Source organism: Nakamurella flava, from assembly GCF_005298075.1.
In the GTDB taxonomy this organism is placed as follows: Bacteria; Actinomycetota; Actinomycetes; order Mycobacteriales; family Nakamurellaceae; genus Nakamurella; species Nakamurella flava.
In genome coordinates this window covers 524,963-539,056 of record NZ_SZZH01000003.1, presented here as the reverse complement: position 1 = coordinate 539,056, position 14,094 = coordinate 524,963, and the positions used below count along the sequence as shown (strand labels likewise).

17 protein-coding genes are annotated in these 14,094 nt (G+C 68.5%); all 17 read right to left on the bottom strand.

All coding sequences use genetic code 11. The features are described from left to right. Window positions 1–94: 94 nt before the first annotated feature. The 17 genes from FDO65_RS14260 to rplN all read right to left on the bottom strand — a co-directional run bounded on the left by FDO65_RS14260 (window position 95) and on the right by rplN (window position 13,795). Window positions 95–1,489 carry a cation:dicarboxylate symporter family transporter gene (locus tag FDO65_RS14260; RefSeq protein ID WP_166442192.1) on the bottom strand — a complete coding sequence of 465 codons (1,395 nt, stop codon included), beginning with the start codon at window positions 1,487–1,489 and terminating at the stop codon, window positions 95–97. Between the two features lie 377 nt (window positions 1,490–1,866). Continuing rightward, complete coding sequence (locus FDO65_RS14255) at window positions 1,867–3,171, bottom strand: hypothetical protein (RefSeq protein WP_137450342.1); 1,305 nt, start codon at window positions 3,169–3,171, stop codon at window positions 1,867–1,869. Window positions 3,172–3,413: 242 nt separating this feature from the next. Further along, window positions 3,414–4,619, bottom strand: a complete 1,206-nt coding sequence (locus tag FDO65_RS14250) for a beta-galactosidase (protein ID WP_166442191.1) — start codon at window positions 4,617–4,619, stop codon at window positions 3,414–3,416. 296 nt (window positions 4,620–4,915) lie between these two features. Further along, the gene (locus FDO65_RS14245; RefSeq protein ID WP_205850038.1) at window positions 4,916–6,385 is read right to left on the bottom strand and encodes a hypothetical protein; all 1,470 of its coding nucleotides are present in this window, start codon (window positions 6,383–6,385) and stop codon (window positions 4,916–4,918) included. A gap of 1 nt (window position 6,386) precedes the next feature. Further along, the gene (map, locus tag FDO65_RS14240; RefSeq protein ID WP_137450340.1) at window positions 6,387–7,253 is read right to left on the bottom strand and encodes a type I methionyl aminopeptidase; all 867 of its coding nucleotides are present in this window, start codon (window positions 7,251–7,253) and stop codon (window positions 6,387–6,389) included. 10 nt (window positions 7,254–7,263) lie between these two features. Then, window positions 7,264–7,845, bottom strand: coding sequence for an adenylate kinase (locus FDO65_RS14235; protein ID WP_137450339.1), 582 nt, complete (start codon window positions 7,843–7,845; stop codon window positions 7,264–7,266). Next, a complete protein-coding gene (gene secY, locus FDO65_RS14230; RefSeq protein WP_137450338.1) occupies window positions 7,842–9,182 on the bottom strand; it encodes a preprotein translocase subunit SecY in 1,341 nt (446 codons plus the stop codon). The genes FDO65_RS14235 and secY overlap by 4 nt, the downstream gene beginning before the upstream one ends. Window positions 9,183–9,544: 362 nt before the next feature. Next, a complete protein-coding gene (rplO, locus tag FDO65_RS14225) occupies window positions 9,545–9,988 on the bottom strand; it encodes a 50S ribosomal protein L15 (RefSeq protein ID WP_137450337.1) in 444 nt (147 codons plus the stop codon). Between the two features lie 9 nt (window positions 9,989–9,997). Beyond that, window positions 9,998–10,207 carry a 50S ribosomal protein L30 gene (rpmD, locus tag FDO65_RS14220; RefSeq protein WP_137450336.1) on the bottom strand — a complete coding sequence of 70 codons (210 nt, stop codon included), beginning with the start codon at window positions 10,205–10,207 and terminating at the stop codon, window positions 9,998–10,000. A 2-nt stretch (window positions 10,208–10,209) separates the two neighbouring features. Next, window positions 10,210–10,833, bottom strand: a complete 624-nt coding sequence (gene rpsE, locus FDO65_RS14215; RefSeq protein WP_137450335.1) for a 30S ribosomal protein S5 — start codon at window positions 10,831–10,833, stop codon at window positions 10,210–10,212. Between the two features lie 34 nt (window positions 10,834–10,867). Then, complete coding sequence (gene rplR, locus FDO65_RS14210; RefSeq protein WP_137450334.1) at window positions 10,868–11,245, bottom strand: 50S ribosomal protein L18; 378 nt, start codon at window positions 11,243–11,245, stop codon at window positions 10,868–10,870. A 3-nt stretch (window positions 11,246–11,248) separates the two neighbouring features. Then, the gene (gene rplF, locus FDO65_RS14205) at window positions 11,249–11,785 is read right to left on the bottom strand and encodes a 50S ribosomal protein L6 (protein ID WP_137450333.1); all 537 of its coding nucleotides are present in this window, start codon (window positions 11,783–11,785) and stop codon (window positions 11,249–11,251) included. A gap of 12 nt (window positions 11,786–11,797) precedes the next feature. After that, window positions 11,798–12,196 (bottom strand): 30S ribosomal protein S8, encoded by a 399-nt coding sequence (gene rpsH, locus FDO65_RS14200; protein WP_137450332.1) that lies wholly within the window; start codon window positions 12,194–12,196, stop codon window positions 11,798–11,800. 145 nt (window positions 12,197–12,341) lie between these two features. Continuing rightward, on the bottom strand, window positions 12,342–12,527 hold the full coding sequence (locus FDO65_RS14195; RefSeq protein ID WP_137450331.1) for a type Z 30S ribosomal protein S14: 186 nt from the start codon (window positions 12,525–12,527) through the stop codon (window positions 12,342–12,344). 1 nt (window position 12,528) lies between these two features. Continuing rightward, window positions 12,529–13,104 (bottom strand): 50S ribosomal protein L5, encoded by a 576-nt coding sequence (gene rplE / locus FDO65_RS14190; protein WP_137450330.1) that lies wholly within the window; start codon window positions 13,102–13,104, stop codon window positions 12,529–12,531. Beyond that, window positions 13,104–13,418: a 50S ribosomal protein L24 gene (gene rplX, locus FDO65_RS14185; protein WP_137450670.1), complete on the bottom strand. Its 315-nt coding sequence runs from the start codon at window positions 13,416–13,418 to the stop codon at window positions 13,104–13,106. Before rplX ends, rplE begins: the two co-directional genes overlap by 1 nt. 8 nt (window positions 13,419–13,426) lie before the next feature. Then, window positions 13,427–13,795 (bottom strand): 50S ribosomal protein L14, encoded by a 369-nt coding sequence (rplN, locus tag FDO65_RS14180; protein WP_137450329.1) that lies wholly within the window; start codon window positions 13,793–13,795, stop codon window positions 13,427–13,429. Window positions 13,796–14,094 lie beyond the last annotated feature (299 nt).

Here is a 14,094-nt window from a genome sequence, read left to right as displayed (position 1 = left end):
TGTCGCCCGCGTTGGCCCGCCGACAGACCGAGACCCCCTTCCCGGCTGGGGAAGAGGGCCTCGGTGTCTGGGGCGGAGTGCGCCGGTGGAGCGGTCAGTGGGACAGCGCCGCCTTGCGCTCGGAGCTCTCGGCCTCGGGGGCTCCACCGTGCTCGTCGAGCATGTCCGACTCGTCGAACGGGTTCTTGCCGTTCAGGGTGTCGGCCATGCGCTGCTTGTCGATCTCCCTGGTCCACTTGCCGACCAGGACGGTGGCCACGGCGTTGCCGGAGAAGTTGGTGACGGCGCGGGCCTCGGACATGAATCGGTCGATGGCCACGATGAGGCCGACACCGTTCAGCAGGTCCGGGCGGTGAGCGGCGAGGCCGCCACCCAGGGTGGCCAGGCCGGCACCGGTGACCCCGGCGGCGCCCTTGCTGGCGACGATCATGAAGACCAGCAGCGAGATCTGCTCGGGGATGCTCAGCGGGGTGCCCATGGCGTGACCGATGAACAGCGAGGCCATGGTCAGGTAGATCGCGGTGCCGTCCAGGTTGAACGAGTACCCGGTGGGGACGACGACGCCGACGACGGGCTTGGAGACACCGGCGTGCTCCATCTTGGCGATGAGGCGGGGCAGCACGGTTTCCGAGGACGACGTGGCGACGATCAGCAGCAGCTCCTGCTTCAGGTAGGCCAGCAGCTTGAAGATCGAGAAGCCGGTCACGGCCTTCAGGATCCCGCCCAGGATGACGAAGATGAAGACGGCGCAGGTCAGGTAGAAGGTGCCCATGAACAGGGCCAGCGAGGTGATCGCGGACCAGCCGGTCGCACCGACGACACCGGCGATGGCACCGAAGGCGCCGATCGGGGCCAGCCACATGATGCCGGCCAGGATCTTGAAGACCAGACGCTGCAGGACGGAGACCGCGTTGATGATCGGCTCGCCGCGCTTGCCGAGGGACTGCACCGCGAAACCGACGATGAGGGCGACGAACAGGGCCTGCAGCACGGAACCGACGGTCAGGGCCGAGAACAGCGTGGTCGGGATGATGTCGAGGAAGAAGTTGCCGGTGCCGGCGACCGCGGGGACCTCGTACTTCGAGGCGCTCGCGGCGGCAGCCAGACCGTCACCGACCGGCAGGAAGTTGCCGACGACCAGACCGATGATCAGCGCCAGGGTCGACATGGCGATGAAATAGCCGAGGGCCAGGCCGCCGACCTTGCCGACCTGGGAGGCCTTCCGGATGGAGCCGATGCCCAGGACGATGGTGCAGAAGATGACCGGGCCGATGATCATCTTGATGAGGTTGACGAACGCCTTGCCGATGTCGCCGAGCCAGACGGCGTCCTTGCCGAAGATCAGGCCGACGATCGTGCCGGCCACCACGGCGGCGATCACCAGGATGTAGAGCCAGTGGGTGCCCAGGCCCTTCTTCTTGGCGGGCGTGGCCGGCGCGGCGGGGCCGGCGGGATCCCCCATGGGGGTTCCGGGAGCGTTGAGCGTCATTGCCATCTCCTGCGGGTCTGTGGGCTGGCGCCCCGGGTCTCGGACCGTCAGTGGTCCGGCGGGCTGGCGGTCGAACCGGGGATCAGCTCTGCGGGACACCACAGAGATTGCTCGGGATTGCGATCTGGGTCACCGATACGTACATAAGGAAAACCGACCGCGCTCACAGGCCCTTGACATGCCGACGACGGGTGAGGTGCCGGCAGCCCTACTGACCTGCGGGGACACCCGGAGCCGAGCGGCCTGCGGGCGCCCGACGAGCGGACGGCCCGCCATGTACGCAACAGCCCGGTGGGTTCGTGCGGGAGCCGGCAGGAACGACTCGAGGCCCCCTCCCGCGAGCGGGAAGGGACCTCGAGTGCGGCCGGGCGGTGGGGTCAGGTGGTCGGGGCCGCGTACGCCGCCCAGTTGGACAAGTCGATGGTGCCGTCCCAGAACTTGTTGTCATGGGCCCAGTAGACCGTCGAGAAGCCGCAACTGGCGCCCTGTCGCATCGCGGTGGCCATGTAGCCGTTCTCCGACAGGTCGGTGTACTTGGCCGCGGTGGCCGCGCTGTATCCCGGGTTCTCGCCGACCTTGGCGATGCCGTACTCGTCGGCGATCCGGGAGATCCAGCGGGTGCCGCCCCAGGTGGTGACGCCCATGTCGGTGAGCGGCAGGCTGCGGTCACTCGTGGTGCACAGGTCGTTGCCACCCGAGCCGTCGGCCATCGAGCTGACCATCGCCGCGATGTTCCGGTCGGTGGAGTACATGTCGGCGTAGACCCGGTCCCACAGGGCCCCGACCCCGAGCGGGCTGGACGGCAGGTTCTGGGCGGCCAGCACGTCGATCTTGCGGGCGTAGACCCCGACCCCCGGGGTGAGGATCTGGAAGGTTCCGGTGAAGCCCACCTTGCGCATGGCCCGCATCTGCCACTGGCCGACGTCCGAGAGCGCGTCGACGTACCACAACGCCCACTGCTTGGCCTGAGCCGCAGTGAGGCCCGGGGTGCCGGGCTTCCAGCCGGGGAACGGGTTCTTGTCGATCGTGGCGGGCAGATCGGCCCCGTTCTGGGCGTTGGTGTCGAAAGCCCAGTAGGTGTTGCCGGACGGGTACAGCAGCTCGGACCGCGCCCCGGAGGTGATGCGGATGGAGTCCACCTGCGACAGGTCCAGGACCTGACCGACCCGCTGCAGGAAACCCCAGCCCTGGCTGCGGATCTTGCTGTTGAACACCAGGTTGGCCTCGGCGGACACCTGACCGTTCTGGTTCACGAACCGGCCGTTGGGCATGTTCTTGACCCAGTCCGGCGTGAAATGCAGCCCGAGGCCGAGACTGACCTTCATGCCCGAGGCCCGCAGCTGGGCGAGCCGGCTCTTGATGTAGCTCTCGTAGGCGGCGTTGAACACCCCGTCCTGCGGTTCCCAGGAGCGCCAGCTGATCTCGAGCATCGCCGAGCGGACGCCCGCCGAGTACTCGGTCGGCGCCTTCTCCGGCGTGGTGCCGAGCGTGCCCAGCGCCGGGTAGGAGGTCCCGGCGGGCGGCGGGGCCACGGTCGCCGCGGCGGCCACGCCGGTCCCGGTCAGTGCGGCCAGGCTGATGCCGAGGGCGGCGACCAGAGCGGTCGCGGTGGCCCGGACCCACCGGCGCGGGGAGCGTAACGACGGTCCGGCGGGGGCGCTGGACAGGCGGCTTGTGATCATCGTCAACTCCGGGAAGGGGCGGGCGTCTGGACGGAGATGGCGGTGACCGTCCAACTGACCAACCGAAAGTAACGAGCCGCCTACCCTCCGCACATCGTGCGTTCGACCGCAATTGCGCTGGTCAGAATGCATCGGAACGCCTGGGGCACCTGGCCGGCGCCTGGGTCAGCTGCATCAGGGCACCCCCGGCTGCTGCACCAGGGATGTCCCGCGATCGGGATGTTCGTCGTCCGCGCGCCGGGTCAGGCGTAGGCGGCCCACCGGGAGAACGCGACGGTGCCGTCCCAGAACTGGTCGTCGTGGGCCCAGTACACGGTGCGCAGACCACACGTCGCGCCCTGGCGCATCGCGGTGGCCATCGCCCCCGACGACGACAGGTCGACGTAGTCGGAGCGGGTCGAGCTGCTGTACCCCGGGTTCTCGCCGACCTTGGCGATCCCGTACTCATCGGCGATGCGGCTGATCCACCGGGCCCCGCCCCACCAGTTCGTCGTGGGCGAGGTGAGGGCGACGGACCGGTCCTCCGACGAACACGAGTCGTCGCCGCCCGAGCCGTCGGCCAGCGAACTGATGTTGGCCACGATCCGCCGGTCGGTCTGCAGCAGCCGGGGGTAGATCCGCGACCAGTACGCCCCGACCCCCAGCGCACCCTCCGGCAGGTTCTGCTCGGCCAGGTTGTCCAGCTTGTTCGCGTAGACCCCGACCCCCGGGGTGAGGATCTCGAACGCGCCACCGAAACCCATCTTGCGCAGGGCCCGCATCTGGAAAGCACCGGCCTCGGCGAGGGAATCGACGTACCACAGTGCCCACTGCTGCATCTGGGCGGTCGTGAGCCCGCCCCCGCCCGGTCGCCAGTCCGGATAGGGGTTGCGGGCGACGCCCTCGGGTAGGCCCCGCCCGGTCCGGGCGTTGGCGTCGAACGCCCAGTACGTACCGCCCTCCGGGTAGAGCAGTTCCGACCGCACCCCGGAGGTCACCCGCACGGCGGCGACCTGACCGAGGTCGAGCACCGTCCCCAGCCGCTGCAGGTAGTCCCAGGCGCGCTCCCGGACGGCCCCCGAGAAGACGAAGTCCGCGCCGGCCGAGACCCGGCCGTTCTGATCGACCAACCGGGCGTCCGGCAACGCCTTGACCCAGTCCGGTGTGAAGTGCAGGCCCAGACCCAGGGTGACCTTCATGCCGGACGCGCGCAGCTGCGCCAGCCGGGCGCGCATCTGCCGCTCATAGCCGGCGTCGAACTGGCCGGACCGCGGCTCCCACTCACGCCAGCTGACTTCCATCATGGCCGTGCGCACCCCGGCGGCCGCCTCGCCGGCGGCCCGCGACGGATTGGTGCCCAGCGTGCCCAGACCCGGGAACGATGTCCCGGCCGGCGCCACCGGGGCCGCCCCCGCCGGCGTGACCGACACGGTCGTCGCGGCGAGAGCCAGCAGCAGAACAAGCAGCATCCGCCGGGGACGTGAGCACCGGCCGGCGGCACCCCGCATCCGGACGGTGCCGGCGAGCGGGGCCGATCGCCCGCGGCGGTGGCCAGGGCGGGAACCGGGAGAGAGCACGACGGACTCCGATCGGTCGGCGACAGGACAGTGCCTGACCGACGCGGTCCGACCGGCAAAACGCTAGCGAGCAGGTTGCCTTTCGACACCATGCCATTTCTCATATTGCCAATCGGGAACACCGTCTGATTCCCTGACAATGGCGGGGTGGAATTCACCTGATATCCGCACCACTCCCGGCCGGCGACTCACCCGGATGAATCAGCGGTGATTTTCGTTCGCCCCGCTTGTCCGTTTGCCGTCGCCGTCGGTACGGCGCGGGCCCGCAGGAACGCCACGAACAGCGCAACGAGCAGGCCGGCCCGCCCCCAGACGCCGATGAGCACCAGCTGAGGTGAGATCGCGTCGTAGACCCCGGCCGGCGCACCCGTTCCCAGCAGATACATCCACCGGAAGAAACCGACACCCATCGCAGCGTCGACCGTGAAGTACGCCAGAATCCAGCCCACCGGAATGCGGAGCAGGACGAAGAACGGCAACAACCACAGGGTGAATTGCGGGCTGTGCACCTTGTTGAACAGCAGATACGCGCAGAGCATCGCCGCGGCGACGGCAAGCCACGGATAGACACCCTCCCGCCGGTACCGAATGAAGCCCAGGCCCACGGCCAGCAGGAGCCCGGCGAACGTGGTGACCGTCGCCCATTGCGCCATCAGCGCCTGGGTGGCGGCATTGTCGGAATTGCTCTCCGGCCGGAACGCCCAGAACCAGATCGAATTCGTCGTCAGATCGATGGGCCGGCTCCACTGGAACTGGAACGACGCCCACCAGCCCCGGAACCCGACCACCATGAAGGGCAGGTTGGCCGCCAGGCACACCCCGAACGCCCCGGCGGCGAACGCCAGTCCCGACCGCCACCGCGCGGCCGCCGACCGGACAGCCCGGTCCGCGGCCCCCTCCCCGAGGACGAGGAACAGGGCGACCGGTAGGACGAACATCAAGGGGTAGAGCTTGAACGCGCCACCCAGTCCGAGGGCGACCGCGGCGACGACCAGCCGCCGACGGCGCACCGCCGACCCATCGTCCACGCCGGGTCCGCCCGGCCCTGGTCCACCGTCCGATCCGCCCGGAACCGGAGGCGGCAGCCGCAGGAGAGCCCAGCAGGCCACCACCGTGCTGGCCACGGCCAGCAGGTCCCAGTTGTGAAAGGCGTACAGCACCAACGGCGGCGCCAGCGCGAACCACCACGACCGCAGACCGGCCAGCCAGGCCAACAGCGCCGCCGAGAGCAGACCCGCGACGGCGAGCGGGATCGCCGACCAGGCCAGGAACTGCCCGTCGGTGTCGGCCGGCAGGGCCGACAGCCAGATGACGACCCCGGTCAGCACCGGATACTCGAGGGAGCCGCCGTAGAGCTGGCTCGGCGGTCGGAAGCCGCCCGAGACGTACGGGAAGACGTGGTCGTCGATGCCCCGACCGATCCACAACTGCTGGATGTCGGAGTAGCAGACGTCCCGCGCGACCCGGGTGCTGTAGTCCGGAGTGGACCGACCCGACGCGTCGTAGGTCGGACCGACGCAGCGTTCCTTGTTCGCGAACCCCAAGACCAGCGTCACGCCGCAGAGGACGGTGGTCAGCAGGACGAAGACCAGCGATCCGGCCCGGAGTACGCCCCACCGACGGACGGCCGGCTGCTCCGTTGCCGGGGCGATCGCCACCTCAGTCCAGGGAGATGGGGGTGACGCCGTACGGACGCAGACCGGCCACCCCGCCGTCGGCCGCGGTCAGCACACAGATGCCGTCGGCGGTGATGGCCATGGAATGTTCGGTGTGGGCGGCCCGACTGCCGTCTTTGGTGACAACAGTCCAATCGTCGTCCAGCACACGGGTGGCGGACTTGCCGAGGGTCACCATCGGTTCGATGGCCAGGGCCATCCCCGCAACCAGACGCGGCCCCTTGCCCTTCTTGCCCTCGTTGGGCACGAACGGCGCCATGTGCATCTGCGTGCCGATCCCGTGGCCCCCGTACCCGGAGACCGAGCCGTACCGGCGGCCGTCCAGCTTGGCCGACCGGGCCACCGAGCCACCGATCGCCGCCGAGACGTCGCCCAGGCGGCCGCCGTCGTGCGCCGCGGCGATACCGGCCCACATGGCGGTCTCGCAGGCCTGGATGAGATCGACCTCGGCGGCACCCTGCTCGTCCTCCGGGGGCTCACCCACATGCAGGGAGATCGCAGAGTCGGCATGCCAGCCGTCGAGGATGCACCCGGCGTCGATGCTGATGAGGTCGCCCTGCTGCAGGACCCGGGGACCGGGGATCCCGTGCACCACCTCGTCGTTGACGGAGGCGCAGATGACGCCGTCGAACCCGCCGGTGCCATCCTTGGCCGCCCCGTAGCCCAGGAAGCTGCTGACCGCGCCGGCGTCCCGGATGACGGTGGCCACCACCTCGTCGATGTCACGGGTGCTGACCCCGGGTCGGGTCGCGGCCCGCGCTGCGTCCAGCGCCTGCGCGAGCAGGACGCCGGACGCGCGCATGGCCTGCAGCTCGCCCCGGGTCTTCAGTTCGATGTCACGGTCGCTCATGCAGGAAAGCTCAGCTCCGTCGGTCGGTGGGCGTGTTCGCCTGGCTGGCGTCCAACGCCTTGAGGATGCGCTGCTGCACCTCGTCGACGGCGCCGACGCCGTCGACCGCGAGCAGGATGTCGGAGTAGTGCTCCAGCAGCGGACGGGTCTGGTCGTGGTACAGCGACAGGCGGCGGGAGATCGCCTCAGCGGTGTCGTCCGAACGACCGCGCGACAGCAGCCGTTCCATCAGCACGTCGTCGGAGACCTCCAGCAGCACCACGGCGTCGAGCTGCTGATCACGGGTGCGCAGCAGATCGGCCAACCACTGGGCCTGGCCGGTCGTCCGCGGGAAGCCGTCGAGCAGGAAGCCCTTCTCGGCGTCGGGCTCGGACAGCCGGGCGGCCACCATCGCCTGGGTCACCTCGTCGGGGACGAGCTCACCGGCCTCGGTGTACTTCTGCACCAAGGTGCCGAGCTCGGTCTGCTGCGCGATGTTGGCCCGGAAGAGATCGCCGGTCGAGATGTGCGGGATACCGAGGTTCTCCTGCAGTTTTTCTGCCTGAGTGCCCTTGCCGGCGCCCTGCGGACCGACGATCAGGATCTTCATCAGCGAAGGAACCCTTCATAGTTGCGCTGCATGAGCTGCGTCTCGATCTGCTTCACCGTGTCGAGGCCGACCCCGACCATGATCAGGACCGCAGTGCCGCCGAAGGGGAAGTTCTGATTCTGGCCGCCACCCGTGAGCTCGAGGAACAGGTTGGGAAGGATCGCCACGATACCGAGGTAGATGGATCCGGGCAGTGTGATCCTGGACAACACATATTGCAGGTACTCGGCGGTCGGGCGGCCCGGGCGGATCCCCGGGATGAAGCCGCCGTACTTCTTCAGCTCGTCGGCCCGCTCCGTCGGGTTGAACGTGATGCCGACGTAGAAGTACGTGAAGAAGATGATCAGGGCGAAGTACAGCAGGATGTGCGACCAGGTGCCCTGATCGACGATGTAGGTGCTGATGAACGAGACCCAGCCACTGACCTGGGTGTTGCCTTCGGCGTCCACGGTGGTCGGGCTGACCAGCTGCACCAGCAGCAGCGGCAGGTACAGCAGGGACGTCGCGAAGATGACCGGGATGACGCCGGCCTGGTTGACCTTGAGCGGCAGATAGGTCGACGTGCCGCCGTACATCTTCCGGCCGATCATCCGCTTGGCGTACTGCACGGGCAGCCGCCGCTGGCCCTGCTCGACGAACACCACCGCGGCGATGATGCCGAGCGCGATGAACAGGACCACGGTGAAGACCACGCCACCCTGGTTCTGCAGGATGTTGTTGCCCTCGGCCGGGATGCGGGCGGCGATCGAGGAGAAGATCAGGATCGACATGCCGTTGCCGATGCCGCGGTCGGTGACCAGCTCACCCATCCACATGATGAACGCGGTGCCGGCCGTCATCGTCAGCACCAGCACGATGAGCGCGAACGGCGACTGGTCCGGGATGATCCGGTCGTTGACGCTGCAGCCGGGGAACATCTGGCCGTTGATGGCCAGGGCGAGGAAGGCGGTGGACTGCAGGACGCCCAGACCGATGGTCAGGTAGCGGGTGTACTGCGTCAGCTTGGCCTGGCCGGCCTGGCCCTGCTTCTTCAGCTGCTCGAACCGCGGGATGACGACCGTCAGCAACTGCACGATGATCGACGCCGTGATGTACGGCATGATGCCGAGCGCGAAGACCGACAGCTGCAGCAGCGCGCCACCGGAGAACAGGTTGAGGACCGTGAACAGGTCCGCTCCCCCACCCGCGGTCTCGTCGATGCAGACCTGGATGTTGGGGTACGAGACACCGGGCGACGGAATGGTCGCGCCCAAGCGGTAGACGGCGACCATGGCCAGCGTGAAGAGGATCTTCTTGCGCAGATCCGGTGTCTTCAACGCCGAAGCGAAGGCGGCGAGCAATGGTCCTCCTGGCTTCACCGCCCTGCCGGGCCGGACGGTGGCGACGGGACCCGGACCGAACCGGTTCCCCCCGCTGCTGAATTTCGGTTGCTGTGCGGCGGTCGGATCGCGCCCCGGTCACCCGGGACGCGCGGACGAGGCAGATCCGCGCAGGCAGCACGGCACGCCGGACGACCACCGATCGCAGCCTTCGACTCTAACGCAAGCCACGCCCCCACCACCCCGTCCGACGAGGCGGGTCGCCCCACCGCGCCACTCGAAAGCGGCGTGCCCGCGGGTGCCCTGCCGCACAGGGGGCCGAAACGACGACGCCCGGGCCGATCCAGTGGATCGGCCCGGGCGCTCGGTCGTGGTCGGCGTGATCAGCCGACGGTGACGCTGCCGCCGGCGGCGGCCAACTTCTCCTTGGCGGAACCGGAGAACGCGGTCGCGGTGACCTGCAGGGCCACCCCGTTCACGTCGCCGTCGCCGAGGACCTTGATCGGGTGTCCGGCGCGCACGGCACCGGCAGCCACCAGCTCGGCGGCACCCACGGTTCCGCCCGACGGGAACAGCTCGGCGAGCTGGCCGACGTTGACGACCTGGAAGGTCACCTTGAACCGGTTCTTGAAGCCCTTGAGCTTGGGCAGCCGCATGTGCAGCGGCAGCTGTCCACCCTCGAAGCCCGGGGAGACGTTCTTGCGAGCGCCGGTCCCCTTGGTGCCGCGGCCCGCGGTCTTACCCTTGGAGCCCTCGCCACGGCCCACGCGGATCTTGTCCCGCTTGGCCCCCGGCGCGGGGCGCAGATGATGCACCTTGATGGTCACGGTCGATCACTACTTCCCTGAGTCAGCGGTGTCGGCGGCGTCCGCCGGAACGACCGACAGCAGGTGCGTCGCCGTCCGGATGTAGCCGCGGTTCACCGCGTTGTCCTCGACCACCACGGAATCGTTGATCCGCTTGAGGCCGAGCGAGCGCACCGACTCCCGAGCCGGACGCTTGTTGCCGATGGTGGACTTGACCTGGGTCACCTTGAGAGCAGCCATGGTCAGACCCCCTGTCCGGCCCGCGCCCGCAGCATGGCCGCCGGCGCGACGTCCTCGATGGGCAGTCCACGACGGGCGGCCACGGCCTCCGGACGCTGCAGGTTCTTCAGCGCCTGGATGGTGGCGTGCACGATGTTGATCGGGTTGTCCGAGCCGAGCGACTTGGACAGCACGTCGTGGATGCCGGCGCACTCCAGCACGGCGCGCACCGGACCACCGGCGATGACACCGGTACCCGGGGAGGCCGGACGGAGCAGCACGACACCGGCGGCCGCCTCACCCTGAACCGGGTGGGGGATGGTCGACGCGATGCGCGGCACCTTGAACATGTACTTCTTGGCCTCTTCGACACCCTTGGCGATCGCCGCGGGGATCTCCTTGGCCTTGCCGTAGCCGACACCGACGCTGCCGTCGCCGTCACCGACCACCACGAGGGCGGTGAAGGAGAAGCGGCGGCCGCCCTTGACGACCTTGGCCACGCGGTTGGTGACGACGATGCGCTCGAGGAGCGGGTTCTTCTCGACGGGTGCGTCCCGACGGCCGCCGTCGCGGCGGTCCCGACGGCCGTCCCGCCGATCGCCGCGGTCGTTGCCGCCGAACCCTCCGCCTCGCTGGGGTCCGGGCATCAGATGTCCCTCTCAGATCGCTTGCTGTTCATGGTCAGAACTCCAGCCCGGCGCTGCGAGCGCCTTCGGCCAGGGCCGCGATACGGCCGTGGTACTTGTCGCCCCCACGGTCGAACACCGCCGCGGAGACGCCGAGGGCCTTGGCCCGCTCGCCCACGAGTTCGCCGACCTTGCGGGCCTTCGCCGTCTTGTCGCCCTCGCCCTGCCGCAGATCGACCTCGAGGGTCGACGCCGAGGCCAGGGTGCGACCCAGCGCGTCGTCCACCAGCTGAACGCCGATGTGCCGAGCCGAACGGGTGACGACCAGACGCGGACGAACCGCGCTGCCGACGACCTTCTTGCGCAGTCGCTCGTGCCGCCGTGTCCGGGCGGCACGCCGCACGCCGGAGGTTCCGGTTGCCTTGTACGCCATGACTTACTTCCCCGTCTTCCCGACCTTGCGCCGGACGACCTCGCCGGCGTACCGCACACCCTTGCCCTTGTAAGGGTCGAGCTTGCGGAGCTTGCGGATGTTGGCGGCGACCTCGCCGACCAGCTGCTTGTCGATGCCCTCGACGCGGAACTTGATCGGGGACTCCACGACGAACGTGATGCCCTCCGGAGCCACGACGGGAACCGGATGGGAGTAGCCGAGGGCGAACTCGATGTCCTTGCCCTTGGCGACGACGCGGTAACCGACGCCGACGATCTCCATCGACTTGCTGTAGCCCTGGGTGACACCCACGACCATGTTGTTGACCAGTGAACGCGTCAGGCCGTGACGGGCCCGCGAGTCACGCTCGTCGTCGGGACGGGTGACGACCAGCTGGCCGTCCTCCTTCGCGATCGAGATGGGCTCGACGACCGAGTGGCTCAGGGCGCCCTTGGGGCCCTTCACCGTGACGTTGGCACCATCGATCGCGACGTCGACACCCGACGGCACAGGGATGGGCAGTCTTCCGATACGGGACATGTCCGCTCCCCCTTACCAGACGTAGGCGAGGACTTCCCCGCCCACCTTGTTCTTGTGCGCCTGTCGATCGGTCAGCAGACCGGTCGACGTGGAGATGATCGCGACACCCAGGCCACCGAGGACCTTGGGCAGCTCGGTCGACTTCGCGTAGACGCGGAGGCCGGGCTTGGAGACGCGCCGGATGCCCGCGATGGAGCGCTCACGGTTCGGGCCGTACTTCAGCTTGACGACCAGCGACTTGCCGACGGCGGCGTCAGTGGTGGTCCAGGAGCCGATGTAACCCTCTTTGACGAGGATGTCGGCGATGTTGCCCTTCAGCTTCGAGAAGGGCATGACGACCTCGTCGTGGTACGCCGAGGAGGCGTTGCGGATCCGGGTGAGGAAATCCGCGATCGGGTCGGTCATGGTCATGGGTGTGTCGTGCCTTCCTCGCCTGGTTCCCGCACCACCGTCCCGATCGGGACGAACCGATCGGTTGCGGGTGACGGGCCTGGGCGAATCGGTGCCGGTGGCGGTCCCGCAGGACCGCCACCCGGCAATTCGAGTGAGCTGGTGGTTACCAGCTGGACTTGGTCACGCCGGGCAGCTCGCCCGCGTGCGCCATCTCGCGGACGCAGATCCGGCACAGGCCGAACTTGCGGTACACCGAGTGCGGGCGACCGCACCGGTTGCAGCGGGTGTAGGCGCGCACCGCGAACTTGGGCTTGCGCTTCGCCTTGTTGATGAGGGCGGTCTTGGCCATCTCAGCTCTCCTTGAACGGGAAGCCCAGCTGCCGCAGCAGCGCGCGCCCCTGGTCGTCCGTCGTCGCGGTGGTCACCAGGGTGATGTCCATGCCGCGCGGCCGATCGATGCGGTCGATGTCGATCTCGTGGAACATCGACTGCTCGGTCAGACCGAAGGTGTAGTTGCCGTGCCCGTCGAACTGCTTGGCCGACAGACCGCGGAAGTCGCGGATACGGGGCAGCGCGATGGTGAGCAGCCGGTCCAGGAACTCCCACATGCGATCGCCGCGGAGGGTGACCTTCGCGCCGATTGGCATGCCCTCACGCAGCTTGAACTGTGCGATGGACTTGGTCGCCCGACGGACGATCGGCTTCTGGCCGGTGATCAGGGTGAGGTCACGGACCGCGCCCTCGATCAGCTTCGCGTCACGGGCCGCCTCGCCGACGCCCATGTTGACGACGACCTTGGTGACCTTCGGGATCTGCATGACGTTCTGGATGCCGAACTGCTCACGCAGGGCAGCCTTGATCTCGTCGTCGTAGCGCGTCCGCAGACGCGGCGTGACCTTCTCGGCCACGGTCTCCACCGTCGTCATCACAGGTCCTTACCGGTACGACGGGAGAAACGCACCCGCCGGCCCTCAGAGTCGAGCCGCTTGCCCAGCCGGGTCGGCTTGTTGTCGCCGTCCACCACCTGCACGTTGGACACGTGGATGGGGGCCTCCTGGGTCACGATGCCGCCGGACTGGGCGCCCCGCTGCGTCGTCGAGACCTTGGTGTGCTTCTTAATGCGGTTGACACCCTCGACGAGGACGCGGTCGCTCTCGGGGTAGGCCTGGATGACCTTGCCCTTCGCGCCCTTGTCCTTGCCGGCGATGACCAGGACGGTATCGCCCTTGCGAACCTTCATGGCCATGGCTACAGCACCTCCGGAGCCAGCGAAATGATCTTCATGTAGCGCTTGTCGCGCAGCTCGCGCCCGACCGGCCCGAAGATGCGGGTACCGCGCGGGTCACCGTCGGTGCGAAGCAGCACCGCGGCGTTCTCGTCGAACTTGATGTACGAGCCGTCCGGACGACGACGTTCCTTGGCGGTGCGAACGATGACGGCCTTGACGACGTCACCCTTCTTCACGGCGCCGCCGGGAATGGCGTCCTTGACGGTGGCGACGATGATGTCGCCGATGCCCGCGTACCGACGGCCGGAGCCGCCGAGAACGCGAATGCACAGGATCTCCTTGGCGCCGGTGTTGTCGGCGACGCGGAGACGGGACTCCTGCTGAATCACTGCAGTCCACCTTCTCCTGGCAACCCGGGAGCGCCGGGTCGCGGTCTTCTGGTTCTGACACGGTCCGCACCGTCCGACCCCGCACACACGAAAAGACAAGAGGAAGAACGAGCATCTGCTCGCCTTTTCGCTCTTGCCCGTGGCGCACGGCCGCACAGATCCCGTCCGGACGGATCCGGGCGGGTTCACGCAGAAAGTGACGGAGCCCTGGCGAGATTTCCGACCTCGCCAGGCCAGAGTGGTGATCACACGCTCCAGACTGCAGAGCGGCCCACACCAATGTTTCACTCTACGGCAAA